Raw genomic sequence first — 15377 nt, 5'->3', positions numbered from 1 at the left:
CGCAGCGAATAGGAGATGCTCCAGCCGCCCTGCGTCCGACACAGACTGAGCACAAAGCAGCTCAGTCATGGCTACCTCAAATGGCTCTACGGCTATTCGGGATAAAATTTTAGCCTCCCTCGCGCGCTATCACGCACTTCGGATTGGCAAATTTCCCTGCGCCTTCTGGAGACTATCAGCCCGTCCGGGGCTGACAGCGGTAGGGGTTTGCTATAAACATGGCAAAACCACCTAAAATAAACCTCGATACACCAGCATTGTGTATTTCAGCTACTCAATAATTGGGAAACTTCAGATACTTAATAACTACTGTGTATTTTGCAGTTGCTGTAATTTTTTATTATGCTCATCCAGTTCTCGATCCATCTTTTCTAGTTTGGTATTTACATAGTCAAATGGTCTGGGCACATTCACATGTGGGGGCTCGTGTTTATCTGTTTGCTTATTCTGCTCCTGCAGCGGCTCAGTTTGCTGAACATTATCAGGGATTTTCTCACTGACAACTGCTGGATTTTTAGGTGGGTATAACTTTCTGAAGCCTTGCTCAGATTTCTCTCTATGCTCACGTTTATATTTTTGTAACTGTTGCTCACTAATATATTTATCCTTCACTAAGGATTTACTTTTTGCATACGTAGGACACGCCGCTGATTGATAAGAAATTTTGCCATTTATCTCACATTTATTAATCGCCATAGCTGGCTAAAAAAAAGCAAAAAGCAATAACACTACTACAATACGCATCACAAATACCTATAAAATTAAATATCCACGTTCTAAGAATGTGGTTTTGACTACACCCTTGCTAGAAGGGTATTTTTAGCGCTGTTAACATTCAAAAACCTGAGTGGAGTACAATAGCTTCAGCTATTGCTGTTTCGGAAAAAGCTAAAGCTTTTTTACTCCTATCATTATATTCTGCTTCAAACAGGCACCCATTATTCATAAAACATCAATAAAACCACAGTCCAAACTATCATACCTCTGTAGTATTTAAAAAACGACCTGTTACACTTCGTACGGTGACAGTTATACCATTATCATGAGCCGTTTTTAGCGAAAGCAGATACCGCGACAGAGACATGACAGCGCCTTAAGCATATGACATATAAGCCTCGCTATCTAATTTCGATAGTTAAAAAACTGCAACCATAGCCACACAAGGCATATTAACTATTAGCTAATAAATATTCTATATTATTGCCTATAATTAAAAAGAAGAGAACAATCTTGATTACCTATCTCAACATAATCATTTTTACCCTTTCTTTCACAGAAATACATATTCTGACTAACAGATGTGTTCTGCAAAGAAAATTTTATTTTTCTGTTTAACTTAGTTTTAGTAGAGTTTTTTGGCGTACGATTAGTGGCAAATAACATATTATTCCCCCTGTTTTTTTTCAGATCATTACCTGAAATTATTGTCATCAATATCAAGCGGTACGAGTGTGTTTTCTATATTCATACCTTACTCGGAAAGCTATTAAAATATAACTAACAGATGGCCTAATGCTTCGCTTATGACCATCCTCAACGAAGGTGTGAAAAATATTATTTATTGCAAGTCAGAATTTATTCGTACCATAAACCGATAGCTTGTATTTCGGTACTAAGAAATTCGAATCTACGAGAATTATGTTAGTAATCATTTTCAATTTCTTAAACCTACAAAACCTTAAATCAGAAATTCTAACAAATTACTCTGCCCTCTTTATTTCAAATATTCTGGATTGTTGATGAGATTGAGTTCTTTAGTTTATCTGGTATTTGTTAAAGCTGATTTAATCATAAACTCAATACAAGGGTACACTACCTAAAATCAAAACACATGACCCAAATGGGTCAAAAATAAATTAATTTCAGGGTACTAATTTAGGATAAATTTATAAAGCGGGGAGTCGCTATTTTTGCGAAAGCTTGTTTTGGGCATCCCAGCCCAAGCAAGCAGCAAAAACTTAACGCGACCACTTATGCCTCCGGCGGCCCCGATTCGTCCTCGTCACCTCGTCCCGACCCAACAAGGGGTCGGAACATAGGCTCCAAATGACTTGACGCCGTGTCGGATGGCCTTTTATTTTGTCTCCACCTTCGCTAACGCTCAGACTCCGACAAAACAACGGCCCTACGGCTATCGCGGACTAAAAATCATCACTTCGCTTAGGCTACGTTTCCCTGATTTTCAGCGGTAGTATTTAAAAAACGACCTGTTACACTTCGTACGGTGACAGTTATACCATTATCATGAGCCGTTTTTAGCGAAAGCAGATACCGCGACAGAGACATGACAGCGCCTTAAGCATATGACATATAAGCCTCGCTATCTAATTTCGATAGTTAAAAAACTGCAACCATAGCCACACAAGGCATATTAACTATTAGCTAATAAATATTCTATATTATTGCCTATAATTAAAAAGAAGAGAACAATCTTGATTACCTATCTCAACATAATCATTTTTACCCTTTCTTTCACAGAAATACATATTCTGACTAACAGATGTGTTCTGCAAAGAAAATTTTATTTTTCTGTTTAACTTAGTTTTAGTAGAGTTTTTTGGCGTACGATTAGTGGCAAATAACATATTATTCCCCCTGTTTTTTTCAGATCATTACCTGAAATTATTGTCATCAATATCAAGCGGTACGAGTGTGTTTTCTATATTCATACCTTACTCGGAAAGCTATTAAAATATAACTAACAGATGGCCTAATGCTTCGCTTATGACCATCCTCAACGAAGGTGTGAAAAATATTATTTATTGCAAGTCAGAATTTATTCGTACCATAAACCGATAGCTTGTATTTCGGTACTAAGAAATTCGAATCTACGAGAATTATGTTAGTAATCATTTTCAATTTCTTAAACCTACAAAACCTTAAATCAGAAATTCTAACAAATTACTCTGCCCTCTTTATTTCAAATATTCTGGATTGTTGATGAGATTGAGATCTTTAGTTTATCTGGTATTTGTTAAAGCTGATTTAATCATAAACTCAATACAAGGGTACACTACCTAAAATCAAAACACATGACCCAAATGGGTCAAAAATAAATTAATTTCAGGGTACTAATTTAGGATAAATTTTAAATTGGTGGGTTCTGAGCAACGTATGCCTGCATTCTTAAATATTGAATGATGGCTTTATTCAACAGTCGACTATTGCAGGAAAATCTTTTTTTTAATTTTTCAACAGAGAAAATTAAACAATCAGGAGAGTCATTTTTACGAATAAAACCAATTTGATGATGGAAAGCATATAGCCGTATGATAAGCATGTAAGCTTCTTAGCGAGGATTTAATAATACCCGAAAGTATGACGCAGGATTTTGGCTGCATAACTGCGCAAGGAAAACTGGCTCATAGCAGGCTACGCAACTGTTTTTCTAGTGCGGCAGGGTCAAAAGGCAAGTCAGGCTCGGGTATTATTGAACTCTCGTTTGTAGATAAAGCTAATACATTTTGGGAAACGTACACTAAACGAGATTAATTCTAAGTAGAATATTTACTGGACTATAGACTGCAATAGACAGAACTATGCAATACTGACAATCTACTGATTTATATAGATTTTATGGAGCGGGAAACGAGGTTCGAACTCGCGACCCCAACCTTGGCAAGGTTGTGCTCTACCACTGAGCTATTCCCGCATTTTGGATTATTTCTTGTATATATGGAGGCTGCGATCGGAATCGAACCGATGTAGATGGCTTTGCAGGCCACTGCATAACCACTTTGCTACGCAGCCTTTGTTTCGCAATAAAAAAGCCGCGACTAACCGCGGCTTCTAAATTCTATGGAGCGGGAAACGAGGTTCGAACTCGCGACCCCAACCTTGGCAAGGTTGTGCTCTACCACTGAGCTATTCCCGCTCTGATTGAATTACCTATTATAGCGATATTAGCATTTCTGTCAATATCTGCTGTTCATTTATTTTAAATTATTTTTAAGTGTCCAGCCTTTAGCACCTTGGCGACAATCACCTATTTCCTGCAGTATTTCTACTTGAACAAAAAGTTGCTTTTTGCCAAATGCATCCTTAAAATCTCTAGCAACAACTTCGACCCCAACCTTGGCAAGGTTGTGCTCTACCACTGAGCTATTCCCGCATTTTGGATTATTTCTTGTATATATGGAGGCTGCGATCGGAATCGAACCGATGTAGATGGCTTTGCAGGCCACTGCATAACCACTTTGCTACGCAGCCTTTGTTTCGCAATAAAAAAGCCGCGACTAACCGCGGCTTCTAAATTCTATGGAGCGGGAAACGAGGTTCGAACTCGCGACCCCAACCTTGGCAAGGTTGTGCTCTACCACTGAGCTATTCCCGCTCTGATTGAATTACCTATTATAGCGATATTAGCATTTCTGTCAATATCTGCTGTTCATTTATTTTAAATTATTTTTAAGTGTCCAGCCTTTAGCACCTTGGCGACAATCACCTATTTCCTGCAGTATTTCTACTTGAACAAAAAGTTGCTTTTTGCCAAATGCATCCTTAAAATCTCTAGCAACAACTGAAGCACCTACCGGCGCCTTACAAACAACATCTTCAGGGTTATCAAATGATGTCATTGACCCAGGAACTTTTAATATTTTCAGGGTTGACTCACCCACCGAATTAGGTGCCTTTAACGTATAAGATTGTCCAATTGAAATAGCTGCTTGAGCATGTTGTTTTACACTACTACTGCCACCTGATAGAAAAATAAACCCTAAGACAACTACGATACCAGCAATTCCACCATAAAATACTTTAGGATTCTCTTCTTTTAACTTGATAAGAGCTGGTTTTGCATTATCAACTGCGTCCTCTACAGCCTCAACCGCTTCTTCAACTGTTTCTTTTACATCATCTACGACTTCTTCAACAGTTTCTTTAATGTTTTCTACTACATCATTTGATTTATCTTCACTCACCGGAACCACCTCATTGTTATTTTAGTTTTTTATTATTTCGCTAGTTGTTTTTAGCCAACCAGAATAAATCCTAACCTTTGCTTTACTGCAAGCATGCAAAACCTTAAAGTTATAAATACCTCGAAGTTAACGACCTTTTCGTTTCATCATTCCTTTCGAAGGATTATAGCCTATGATAGCAAGTATCAAAAATAGCGCAAATGCAACTGCTGTATAAATAAAAGCCTGCTGATTAAATTGCCCGTAGAGTGCAAAACGCAAAAACTCTACTGCTTGAGAAAAAGGGTTATATTCTGCTAATTTATAAAGCCATTCACTTGATTCCTGTAGCTTCCATAAGGGGTATAGTGCAGTTGACATAAAAAACATCGGAAAGATTACAAAATTCATCACCCCCGCAAAGTTTTCCAGTTGCTTAATAAATGATGACAGCAACAGACCTAAAGCACCTAGCATTAACCCCGAGAGCATTAAGGCTGGCAATAACCATAAATAACCCTCTAAAGGAGCCTGTATTTCATAAAACCAGGCAATTCCCAAAAAAACATAGACTTGCAGAATGGAAACAAAAACACCCGCGAACAATTTCGATAATAATAAATACCAGCGCGGTAAAGGGCTTACCAATAAGATACGCATACTGCCCATTTCCCGATCATAGACCATTGACAAGGAACTTTGCATACCATTAAATAACTGGATCATGCCGATTAACCCGGGAGTAATATATACCTCATATAATATATAGGTTTCGTAGGGAGGGATAATGGCTATACCTAATGCGGCTCTAAATCCGGCAGCAAAAACAAATAGCCAGATTACAGGTCTGACTAATGCGGATAAAAATCGTTCTTTTTGCTTTACAAAACGCAATAACTCTCTGGACACTATCCCCCAAAGAGCAAACCAGTAATGAAAAATACGCATCAGCTTTTTCCCTGAGTTAATTTAAAAAAAGCATCGTTGATATTATCCGCTTGAGCTTGCTGAATTATATCTGTCACCCCCCCTTCTGCTTTGACAGAACCGTGATGAATCAGTACTACTTTATCTGATGCATAAATTTCATCCATTAAATGCGTTGCCCAGAGAACAGCCAGACTGCCATCCTCAACTAGTTGATGTACATGATCAACAATCGCTTGTCTACTCGGAGCATCTAAGCCTACTGTTGGCTCATCTAATAATAATACACTGGGTTTATGCATTAAAGCGCGAGCAATTTCTACCCGTCTTCTATGCCCGCCATTAAGCTGACGCACTACTTCTTTTCGCCGTTCATACATGCCTAGGCGCTCTAACTGCTCCTGTATCCCCAGGTTTGCCTTTTTGCTACTAATACCTTGTAAAGCAGCATGGTAGCGTAGATTTTGTTGAACCGTTAAGTCCAGATCCAGGGTAGTTTGCTGAAATACAACGCCTAATTGCGCTAATGCTTTGAGCGGTCGTTTCTGGATATTAAAGCCAGCCAGTTGAATATCGCCCTGTTTATGCGCGTATAAACGGGTAATCAAGGAAAATAGCGTGCTTTTTCCTGCGCCATTCGGGCCCAGTAAAATACAACACTGCCCTTCTTCCACTATTAGGCTCAAATCATGCAGTACCTGTTTTTTTCCATAGGAAAAACTTAAGTCCGTGATTGCCAATGCCGGATGTTTAGCCATTTCTGTCCTGATAACCTTAATAAATTAAAAAATTTTGCTGTTAAGGGATGCAGGTCTTTAGTCTGCTGTTGTTAAATGCAGGCTAAGGACCTGCGCTCCTGCATCACGCCCAAGTGATCTTGGAACTTTTCATTGCCATAGAAAACGCAGAACTAGCGGACTAAAGTCCGCTCTACACCTGTGTTAAGGTTTAACTGCCAGCCCCCAGGGGTAACGCCCTACTGCTATGGATTTAGTTACTTTATGTTCTGCTAAATCAATAATGGAAATATCGTGACTCACCCCATTGGTCGTGTATAAGCGCTGCTGGTCAGGAGAGAATGCCAGATTCCATACTCTTGCACCGACTAATAAATATTTTTCTACCTTATACGTCTGCGCATTAACCACTGCAACCCGATTAGCTGGGCCAAGTGCTACATAGGCCCATTGGTGTATATCATCAACCACTACTCCGACCGGCTGAATTTTTTCTTTACCTACACCCGGCACAGCAAAGTGTATCCGCTGGGTAATTTCTTTCGTGGCAACATCAATAACCATCAAGCTACCATTGATTTCCGATGTTACCCATAGTTGCTGTCCATCTGCGCTAAAGCTTAAAGCCCGCGGACGTGGATCAACTAGTGTATTAGCCTTAATCTCATGCGTTTTCGCATCAATCCAGTGCACCATATTGGTCGTTTCCGAGGCGCTGACGATCCATTGATTATCCGGACTTACAGCAATGCCTTCCGGCTCCACTCCCACAGCAACTGTTGCAACGGCTTGCTTGCTCTGTAAATCGATCACCGTCACTTGATTATCATCTTCATTAGACACATACATGCGCGTACCTAATGAATTGATGGCAAAGGTTTCCGGGTCTTCACCCGAGGGCAGTTTGCCTATGACGCTCAGCGTATTGGCATCCACTTCCAGCACGGTATCATCATCACTCACCGCAATATAAAGCGTCTGGGCATCTGGGCTAAGCTTTATACCGCGCGGTCTTTGACCAATATTGACTGTTTTAATCAATTTACCTGCAATCGGGTCTACTACGGCAATCGCATTATCTTTTTCCAGACTGACAAAAACAGTTTCTGCAGTACTGCTAGTTGAAATTAATAACAGCGCCGAACTAAGTAATACTTTAATATTCATATTCATTCCTATTGGCATTGTGTTTCTGGCTGATCATAGCCTAATGAATCTAATTCATTGTTCGGGTGTAAAAAGCCTTCTAAAGGGGCAGCGGTTACTAACGAGGTCGGCGCAGCTAATAATACCGGCTGACGCAATTGACCATTCCAGCTCCTAAAACTGAGCGGCCTGCCTTTATAGCCTTGTAATTTAAAATCTGCACTTAATAAATAGGCTTTAATGGATACGGCATCCATCGCTCTAGTCCGAGTTACCGCTTCGCCAATAGCCCGTACCGCAAGATAAGCTGCATAATCCTGTTCCTGCATTTGCCGACTAGCCATTGCTTTAAAGCGATTTTGAATCTGTACCGCGCCCCATTGTTCATGAGTGCGATGCCAGGCAGTAGCCACCAAACCTTGCGTACCAATCACTGGCCGGGGCAACCAGGTTCTATAGCTGATATATTCCCCAAACAAGCCTTGCTCATCAGCAACAATCAGCACATCGTAATCATCTACCTGCGTAAATACTGGAATATCAGATTGCGCAGTGCGCCGCGCATCATAGGTATGTAGCCATTTTTTCTCTGCTACGATTTTCATGCCAAAGCGTTTAGCTGAGCGCTTGATTGCCTGCGCATATAAAGCATCTTCCGGGGTATTACCCTGCACCAGAAACCAGCGATTCCAGCGTTTTTTAAGCATATATTGCGCTAGGGCATCTGCACGCATAGCTCGACTAGGCAACAAATGCAAAACATTACTTAAGCACTGCTTGTGCCGAAAAGCATCAGTGCGCGTTGCCACATCAAATAGCAAAGCCTGATTTTTATTTATCTGATCTAATTGTTCTAACTGAGCGGCAGCCAAATTGACCACAATCAATTGCACGCCCTGCGTTAATAATTCTGTAAACGCCGCCTTAACATCACCGCCTATAGGCACAATCACTTGCTCTAATAGGTAATTCTGGTCAGTAAACTGCCCCGTAGTATTACTATCTTTAAGGCCTAATAGCGCACCCTGCAAGCCTTTATCGGCAACAAATGGCTCAAGCGCCGGCACTTGTTGTTCCTGGGTAATATAGGCAATTTTAATATCCTGATGATCGCTGGCAGGTACCTGAGTACTGCAAACTAACGATAATATAAGAATAAAAAATGAAAATAATCGAGTCGGCATCTTTATTTTAGAAATTCTGTAGCAATTCGGTTTTTTATTATATATTAGCCCATGCTATAAATCTCCTAGTGTCACTCAGATCTCGGTAAAAACCATGCCTACGCTTAGTCGTATTTTTATTTACCCTATAAAGTCCCTTGCCGGTATAGAAGTAAAGCAGTGGCAAGTCACCCAGACCGGGCTAAAATACGACAGGAAATGGATGCTGGCCGATGATCATCAGCAGTTTTTATCGCAGCGCCGCCTGCCAAAAATGGCCTTGCTAAAAACGCAGATTATTGATCAGCAATTAATTATCTCCGCACCCGGCCAAGAAAATTTAGCGCTTGATCTCAACCCACCAGAAACAGAACTTACCCGGGAAGTCACTGTGTGGGGAGATAAATGCCAGGCACAAGAAGTTAATCAGCAAGCCAGTCAGTGGTTTAGAGATTATTTACAATTCCCCTGCACACTGGTTTATCAGCCGAAGAAACACATACGCACAGTTGATCAAAAATATGCGCAGTCAAATGACCAGACCTCATTTAGTGATGGCTTTCCCTTTCTGATTGTTTCCGAAGCTTCTTTAGCGCTATTGAACCAGCAAATGAGTCTGACATTATCCATGCGCCGCTTTCGCCCTAACCTGGTCATTAAAGACTGCACCGCTTATGCCGAAGATCGCTGGCGTAAAATCAGTATCGGCGGCATTTTATTCAGACTACCCAAACCCTGCGCTCGCTGCGCCATACCTCAGATAGACCCTGACACAGCCATATCCGACAAAGAACCGCTGCGCACAATGGCAAAAACCAGAAAATGGAATAATGAGGTATTTTTTGGCCAGAATGCATTGCATGATGACCTAGGGACATTGCAGGTGGGTGATACAGTGATTATCAATGAAACCGGCTCGGCTCAACCACCATTAGAATAACAATGCCAATGTAGGCCGTGGCTTTAGCCCGCTTTTTTAATTCGATAGGCGGGCTAAAGCACCGCCCTACAATGAATAATAATGGTATGTTTGATGCTAAAATTATAACTTAGCTATACAGGCCAAAACCTCACTACCATTAAGTTAAGGAATATTGCATTAAATATGCAATATGTTACAACGTAGGCTGATCAGTTATATTTACTGTTTTCACATGTATAAAATCGTGGTTAATTTAGATATTATTAAATAATTACAGAGTCTTATAAATTATTACAGCTGGAAATATACTAGGGGGTTTGTACGCGATGAGAAAGGTGTTTGCTTTAAACTCCTGGGAGGAGTAAAAAATCTTTAGCTTTTTTTTAATGACTTGGTCTTTCAATAACTGGGGACATATCTGCCCACAGTTATTTTTACTCATTTGTTACGTTCTTCCGCGTTGCTATAAACCAAGCCTCGGTCTCTTCTTCCAACAGCAATAACATAAATTATGATTTCATTATCATTTACTTCATAGACCAATCGATAACCAGCAGAACGAAGTTTAATTTTATAAGTATTTTGAAACCCTCTTAGCTGGCTGGCATGGTTATGCGGTGACTCTGAGCGCTCAATGAGTTTCTTTTTAAATTGTTTTTGTATCGGAGGAGCTAACTTTTTCCACTCTTTTAAAGCACTTGGTAAAAATTTAACCTTATAACTCACTAAGGTTCACTTCTATTGCATATTTTTTTTCACCAGCGCGTTCTTTCATTATCTGGGCTAATTCAGAATCTTCTAGTTTTTCCAATAACCATTCATAAGTTTCAGCAGGAATAAGATAAGCTGTTGGAATATTATGATTAAGTATTGCTATAGGTGCCCCTTCGGCTTCGGCCAGTAATGCTGTTGGGTTTTTCTTTAATTCCGAAATACTTGCTGAACAACTTGAAAGCACTTGCCTCATAATCACCTCAAAAAACATTTAAAATAGATGCTATTTATAGCTCTTTTTTTAGATCTTTTCAATGTTTTTTCTTGCAGCTTTCTAGCGCTGTCTTCAGGAGGGGTTAGGGAGGTTTTATTAAATAACCCCATTTCTCAAGGGGGGGGGGGAGAAGTGAACGAGCTATTGTACTCTCTGCAAACTAAAGCCAGCGCTCTTATATATAAATTCGCCATGCACTGCATGACTTTATCCATTTTGGTTTATACTTCTTGTCATTGTTTGCCAAAATAACGAGAAAAATCATGCTCCTCTTATCAATTAACACTTCTCGCCCCATTGATGTTGATTATCAGGGAAAAACGATATCAACCGGTATTTTTAAAAAGCCGATTGATGCACCCGTTTTTGTTACTCAAGCTAATTTAAAAGACGACCTACAAGCCGATTTAAAAAATCATGGGGGTGAACATAAAGCGGTTTATGCGTTTTCTTCTGACCATTATCCTTATTGGCGGAATACCCTACAAAACTCGGAATTAAAGCCTGGTAGCTTTGGAGAGAATTTAACCATATCAGGATTTGATGAATCGACTTTGCATATTGGTGACCAACTCAGCATAGGGCAATGTATTCTGGAGATTACCCAGCCAAGAGTACCCTGCTTTAAACTAGGTATTGCAGTGGGAAATAAAAATATGCCGCGTTTGTTTATTGAAAACTTTGCCACTGGCATTTATCTACGTGTACTGCAAGAGGGTGTAATTGAAACGGGTAATAAGGTAGAGGTAATCAAGGAAGGAACATCCAGGGTAAGCGTTCAATCTTTATTCAGGGCCTATTATGATAAGGATTTTCAAGATCCGAGATCTGTTCTGGAAAAGGTGGTACTTATTCCAGAGCTATCTGCTGAATGGTCTAAAAAAGTAACAGCCCGGTTAGCTGCTGGAAATTAAACCTATAAACATCCGTTTATTACTCTTTTAATAGACTCTTCGCACGACTAAAGTGCGGTAAAATTCGGGTTAAAGTGCCGCTCTACAGACTGTAGGGCACTCAAGATTAATAACATAATCGACAAACCTAAAAATGATAACTTAACTCAAATCTGAAGTGACTATCCTTACGAAAAGAATACGTGGGGTCACCCGCTGAGGCGCCATTAAAAAAACGTGCTTCAACTTCCAGCTTAAAGCTGTCAAAAAAGCGTCGACTGGCCTCAATATTATAAAATTGCTCATAGGTATTGCTATCAACAATCACGCCAGCCAATATTTGCGTATCCTGCACATCGTTTAAAGCAAAACGTATTTCAGTAAAAAAATCATTCTGAAAAGCAGTAGGTGCAAACCTCCCCCGACTATCATAAAGATACTCAGCTAACAGACCTATATCCAGCCCTGTCTCCGCAATATTAAAAAAGGTATATTCAACACCAGCAACGGTGGCGAAATCCGTATCAGTTTCACTAACTCGAACAATTGCTTCCAGCTTTAATAACCAGCTTTCTATGGTCGCTTGCACATCTAGGCCAGTTTGATTGATGTTCTGATAATACGGTGTTAGGGATACCAGTCCTGCCGAGTCTGTTTCCACCAATATAAGTGGGTCGCGACTGGTACCATAAAAATTGGATAGACCAATATCCCAGTCACCAATCGAATGTGACCAGCGTATGGCATAGGCCACCTGACGCGCAAAGCCGTTTTTATCAAAAACAGCCTGGTCACCATCAATCGCTGGTTGGGTTCTAGGCCTACCTTCAACACCAGTAAATGGCATTTCTCTAAAGCCTGGCAAGATAAATAGACTGAAGTTATTACCATGAAGGACAAGAAGGGATTGAAAGGAAGAGATCAAAGAGTTGTACGCTCGAATGTTATTAGACACATCAATAAAACTTATACGTCACGCGCGACCGCCCGAAGTATATGCAGAACAAACCAGCAACCGTCAAACCTTTCATAAAAACAAGTAACCTTGCCTGAAATTAGCGCCCTGTTTTGTCGGGGTACGTTTTTTTGCTTTGCAAAAAAATCTAACCCGACCTACGGTAAGGCACCTGGAAATAAATAAGCGTCCAATATTTGGTAGGATTTTTGTTTGTCATCAGTGCTGTAGCAATAGGCGCAAGCTGGCTACGTAACTAGCTACCGTGCTGATGACGGATAAAAAGACCAGCAAAGATGGATGATGTGTGTTCCCAGATGCCTAAGGAATAAGCACGAAACAACTTCCCGATATTAATTATTCTTGAGGAATTGCACGGTAATTCCATTTTGGTAAATGTGTATCAAATACAATCGGCATTATTTCTTTGAAGTCAGCGGCATATTTTCGTCCTGTCTCGTATATTTTGTCGAGTATGTGAACAATTGTTGTTAGTCCTTTTGACGTTGATGTTCTAGAAATCAATGTTTTAACTGTTTCAACCGAGTCAAATACAACACCTTCACAAGCACGAGTCACATGAGGAAAAAAACGATGTTCAATGGGATTATACTTGGAGGTATAAGGAGGATAGTGGGCAATCCTAATTTCCAATCCAAGTGCATTCGCAGTCTTTTGTAAATCTTCTTTAAAAATGTAGTGCCGTGAGCTGTTACTCCCTCCACCATCGCAAAGGATCAACAATGATTTTGCTTTAGGATAATGAATAATACCCTCGTTTACCCACCATTGAAATAAGCTATCACAGGCAAATTCACTGGTATCATGACTCGTTCCAAGCGTGATATATCCTGTGTTTCGTTTGAGGTCATAAAACCCATGAGGAATAACACTGCCTGTTGCAGAGCTAGGGAAATCATGATCATTCGTTTGAATGGCTGCTTGTGTATAGAGCGATCCATTACGATAAAAAGTACCCAATAACTCTTTCTTTTTGGTATCCATACTAATAACAGGGTTTCCCGCATCCAGGTAGTCCTGCTTCAATTGGGTAATATTTTCAAATTGAGCATTGCGGTCAGGATGACCACCCATCGTAATGTTTTTCTGGGCTTTGCGCTTAACATATTCATGTTTTTTTAATAAATATCGAACGATATTACGACTGACAGAATAACCCTTTTTTAATAATTCACTGACGATTTCACGCGGCTTTAGATAAGTCCACCTAATAGATGAATTCATTGGATTGCCTGCTGTATGCTGTTGAAGAATATCTAAAAAGTCTTGATCTATTCCACTGTATTCAGGGGTAGAGGTCTTTTTTTTCGACCGCCTCCAGGTTGTCTGATTCCTGTTATATCCAGTTCTAATTCGGTGAGTTCTTTTTTTCCTTGGCGGATAGTTTTTGGGTCACACTCTAATAAAGCTGAAATATAGTTAACGCCACCATGAGATAATTTTTCACTTTCAATGGCGGCATACCGTCGCTTATTTTTTTCACAAAGTGAGTCATAAAATTTCTTCATCGACTTTTCGATATTTTTTTTATAAGGAAATGACATAAGACAACCACTGAGTAATAAATTAAGATAACCTTAATTTAGGGGAGATATTTCATTATTCAAGCTTGGCTGCTTCAGGAAGTTATTTCGTGCACATTCCTTAGGTTGTTTTAACGTGAACGCTTTAAAGTATTTTTATCAAAATTACGTGCGGTCAGACCCGTACGAAATTTGTAACTTTGCCAGAGCAGTGTCGTACTTTTCCCGGTTAGATGGTTTTGCATCTCAGTCTTTGCTGCCCGCCAGTATTGATCCAGATATTGCTTATAATCAATAAATTTCTGGCTTTTTATCAACGCATTCTTACGATCATAATAATCAATTTTCATGGGAATATAGCGCTCTTTATCTATCCATACGATATTACGTGTATAACCAGAATGCTGGTATTGGGGAAATGTTTCAACCACATAACTATCAACGCCATCAAACACCTCATCGCGTAAATAATTATATTTATATTTTTTCAATTCAAATGAAGTTAAATCTTCAAAAGCAAATTCACTGCCTAAAAAATGGCCAGATTTGTTACTTGATGAAATACGTTTGACTCGTTTAAGTGCAGGCAAATATAACCATTGCTCATCAGCATCCAGAGCATGAGTAAAGCTCAGAAAAGCAGTCCCTTTTATATCTCTTGGGCTATCAAAAATGCTCAGGCTTTTGTCACCATCATCGTGCATTTCCAAAGTTTTTAAGCGCAAACTCCGTATATGCTCATCTCCATTTCTATTTTTCAGGATCATTTGCATATTCGTACTCATATCACCCCAGCCTAAATCACGTTTATCCACCTCCTGCATGATTTCGAGGCCTTTTTATTCACTCGTTATTTCTTCTGCAAAGCCAAGCCCCGGTAGCAAACAAAATAATAAACTGATGACAATTTTTTTCATTCGCTTAAAATCAGGGAAACGGAGCCTAAGCGGAGTGATGATTTTTAGTCCCTGGTAGGCGACAGGGCAATTCGCTGATCCGAAGTGCGCTAGTAGCGCGCGAGGGAGGCAAGAATTGCATTCCGAATAGCCGTCCAGCCATTTGAGGTAGTCTTAACGGAGCAGGGTTTTGTGCGTAGTTGAGACGGACGCAGGGCGACCTGGGCATCTCCCATTCGCTGCGTAGGCGAATGAATGTTGGTGACAGGAGTCCCAGAATGTTGTGAGGTAGCATGGCGCGCCTG

Annotated in this window: 17 protein-coding genes and 5 tRNA genes; 3 read left to right on the top strand and 19 right to left on the bottom strand. The window is 40.1% G+C overall.

Going from position 1 to position 15377, the window contains the following annotated elements; translation table 11 throughout:
• Positions 1–67: 67 nt before the first annotated feature.
• A complete protein-coding gene (locus CDZ78_RS21650; protein ID WP_167374155.1) occupies positions 68–235 on the top strand; it encodes a hypothetical protein in 168 nt (55 codons plus the stop codon).
• Positions 236–306: 71 nt separating this feature from the next.
• Here the strand turns inward: CDZ78_RS21650 and CDZ78_RS03375 are convergent, their stop codons facing one another.
• From CDZ78_RS03375 to pedA1, 12 genes are all read right to left on the bottom strand, one after another.
• A complete protein-coding gene (locus tag CDZ78_RS03375) occupies positions 307–696 on the bottom strand; it encodes a hypothetical protein (protein ID WP_087868702.1) in 390 nt (129 codons plus the stop codon).
• Between the two features lie 2881 nt (positions 697–3577).
• A tRNA-Gly gene (locus CDZ78_RS03360) sits at positions 3578–3652 on the bottom strand.
• A gap of 24 nt (positions 3653–3676) precedes the next feature.
• A tRNA-Cys gene (locus CDZ78_RS03355) sits at positions 3677–3750 on the bottom strand.
• Positions 3751–3799: 49 nt separating this feature from the next.
• Positions 3800–3874 (bottom strand) — tRNA-Gly (locus tag CDZ78_RS03350).
• Between the two features lie 58 nt (positions 3875–3932).
• Positions 3933–4097: a hypothetical protein gene (locus CDZ78_RS21645; protein ID WP_167374154.1), complete on the bottom strand. Its 165-nt coding sequence runs from the start codon at positions 4095–4097 to the stop codon at positions 3933–3935.
• A gap of 38 nt (positions 4098–4135) precedes the next feature.
• Positions 4136–4209, bottom strand: a tRNA-Cys gene (locus tag CDZ78_RS03340).
• Between the two features lie 49 nt (positions 4210–4258).
• Positions 4259–4333 (bottom strand) — tRNA-Gly (locus tag CDZ78_RS03335).
• Between the two features lie 58 nt (positions 4334–4391).
• Complete coding sequence (locus CDZ78_RS03330) at positions 4392–4922, bottom strand: hypothetical protein (RefSeq protein ID WP_087868699.1); 531 nt, start codon at positions 4920–4922, stop codon at positions 4392–4394.
• 126 nt (positions 4923–5048) lie between these two features.
• The gene (pedC, locus tag CDZ78_RS03325; protein WP_087868698.1) at positions 5049–5849 is read right to left on the bottom strand and encodes a lanthanide ABC transporter permease protein PedC; all 801 of its coding nucleotides are present in this window, start codon (positions 5847–5849) and stop codon (positions 5049–5051) included.
• On the bottom strand, positions 5849–6586 hold the full coding sequence (pedB, locus tag CDZ78_RS03320; protein ID WP_087868697.1) for a lanthanide ABC transporter ATP-binding protein PedB/LutE: 738 nt from the start codon (positions 6584–6586) through the stop codon (positions 5849–5851). Before pedB ends, pedC begins: the two co-directional genes overlap by 1 nt.
• 183 nt (positions 6587–6769) lie before the next feature.
• A complete protein-coding gene (locus CDZ78_RS03315; protein WP_087868704.1) occupies positions 6770–7732 on the bottom strand; it encodes a PQQ-dependent catabolism-associated beta-propeller protein in 963 nt (320 codons plus the stop codon).
• An 8-nt stretch (positions 7733–7740) separates the two neighbouring features.
• Positions 7741–8895 (bottom strand): lanthanide ABC transporter ABC transporter substrate-binding protein PedA1, encoded by a 1155-nt coding sequence (pedA1, locus tag CDZ78_RS03310; RefSeq protein ID WP_087868696.1) that lies wholly within the window; start codon positions 8893–8895, stop codon positions 7741–7743.
• A gap of 94 nt (positions 8896–8989) precedes the next feature.
• Between pedA1 and CDZ78_RS03305 the strand changes: the two genes are divergently transcribed.
• Positions 8990–9814, top strand: a complete 825-nt coding sequence (locus CDZ78_RS03305; RefSeq protein ID WP_087868695.1) for an MOSC domain-containing protein — start codon at positions 8990–8992, stop codon at positions 9812–9814.
• A 420-nt stretch (positions 9815–10234) separates the two neighbouring features.
• On the opposite strand, the gene CDZ78_RS03300 is transcribed toward CDZ78_RS03305, so the two are convergent.
• Both CDZ78_RS03300 and CDZ78_RS03295 read right to left on the bottom strand, forming a co-directional pair.
• A complete protein-coding gene (locus CDZ78_RS03300) occupies positions 10235–10522 on the bottom strand; it encodes a type II toxin-antitoxin system RelE family toxin (RefSeq protein ID WP_087868694.1) in 288 nt (95 codons plus the stop codon).
• A complete protein-coding gene (locus CDZ78_RS03295) occupies positions 10512–10763 on the bottom strand; it encodes a type II toxin-antitoxin system Phd/YefM family antitoxin (protein ID WP_087868703.1) in 252 nt (83 codons plus the stop codon). The genes CDZ78_RS03300 and CDZ78_RS03295 overlap by 11 nt, the downstream gene beginning before the upstream one ends.
• Positions 10764–11047: 284 nt before the next feature.
• Here CDZ78_RS03295 and CDZ78_RS03290 point away from each other — a divergent pair, with 284 nt between their 5' ends.
• Positions 11048–11698, top strand: a complete 651-nt coding sequence (locus CDZ78_RS03290) for an MOSC domain-containing protein (RefSeq protein WP_087868693.1) — start codon at positions 11048–11050, stop codon at positions 11696–11698.
• A 127-nt stretch (positions 11699–11825) separates the two neighbouring features.
• On the opposite strand, the gene CDZ78_RS03285 is transcribed toward CDZ78_RS03290, so the two are convergent.
• From CDZ78_RS03285 to CDZ78_RS22670, 5 genes are all read right to left on the bottom strand, one after another.
• Positions 11826–12542 (bottom strand): hypothetical protein, encoded by a 717-nt coding sequence (locus CDZ78_RS03285; protein WP_167374153.1) that lies wholly within the window; start codon positions 12540–12542, stop codon positions 11826–11828.
• A gap of 447 nt (positions 12543–12989) precedes the next feature.
• Positions 12990–13928, bottom strand: a complete 939-nt coding sequence (locus CDZ78_RS03280) for an ISAzo13 family transposase (protein ID WP_230990509.1) — start codon at positions 13926–13928, stop codon at positions 12990–12992.
• Complete coding sequence (locus tag CDZ78_RS22860; protein ID WP_087868120.1) at positions 13925–14197, bottom strand: hypothetical protein; 273 nt, start codon at positions 14195–14197, stop codon at positions 13925–13927. The genes CDZ78_RS03280 and CDZ78_RS22860 overlap by 4 nt, the downstream gene beginning before the upstream one ends.
• A 110-nt stretch (positions 14198–14307) precedes the next feature.
• A complete protein-coding gene (locus tag CDZ78_RS03275) occupies positions 14308–14991 on the bottom strand; it encodes an outer membrane lipoprotein-sorting protein (protein ID WP_244559147.1) in 684 nt (227 codons plus the stop codon).
• A 191-nt stretch (positions 14992–15182) separates the two neighbouring features.
• Positions 15183–15377: hypothetical protein (locus tag CDZ78_RS22670; RefSeq protein WP_211200757.1), on the bottom strand; the 195-nt coding region annotated here is incomplete at its 5' end.

Source organism: Bathymodiolus platifrons methanotrophic gill symbiont (assembly GCF_002189065.1).
In the GTDB taxonomy this organism is placed as follows: Bacteria; Pseudomonadota; Gammaproteobacteria; order Methylococcales; family Methylomonadaceae; genus Methyloprofundus.
The sequence above is the reverse complement of the archived record's forward strand: the minus strand, read 5'-3'. Positions and strand labels throughout refer to the sequence as shown.

Coding starts and splice junctions, on each gene's coding strand:
- pedA1 (WP_087868696.1), bottom strand. CDS start 8,895: ATGCCGACTCGATTATTTTCATTTTTTATTCTTATATTATCGTTAGTT.
- CDZ78_RS21650 (WP_167374155.1), top strand. CDS start 68: ATGGCTACCTCAAATGGCTCTACGGCTATTCGGGATAAAATTTTAGCC.
- CDZ78_RS03315 (WP_087868704.1), bottom strand. CDS start 7,732: ATGAATATTAAAGTATTACTTAGTTCGGCGCTGTTATTAATTTCAACT.
- pedB (WP_087868697.1), bottom strand. CDS start 6,586: ATGGCTAAACATCCGGCATTGGCAATCACGGACTTAAGTTTTTCCTAT.
- CDZ78_RS03295 (WP_087868703.1), bottom strand. CDS start 10,763: ATGAGGCAAGTGCTTTCAAGTTGTTCAGCAAGTATTTCGGAATTAAAG.
- CDZ78_RS03305 (WP_087868695.1), top strand. CDS start 8,990: ATGCCTACGCTTAGTCGTATTTTTATTTACCCTATAAAGTCCCTTGCC.
- pedC (WP_087868698.1), bottom strand. CDS start 5,849: ATGCGTATTTTTCATTACTGGTTTGCTCTTTGGGGGATAGTGTCCAGA.
- CDZ78_RS03290 (WP_087868693.1), top strand. CDS start 11,048: ATGCTCCTCTTATCAATTAACACTTCTCGCCCCATTGATGTTGATTAT.
- CDZ78_RS03375 (WP_087868702.1), bottom strand. CDS start 696: ATGGCGATTAATAAATGTGAGATAAATGGCAAAATTTCTTATCAATCA.
- CDZ78_RS22860 (WP_087868120.1), bottom strand. CDS start 14,197: ATGTCATTTCCTTATAAAAAAAATATCGAAAAGTCGATGAAGAAATTT.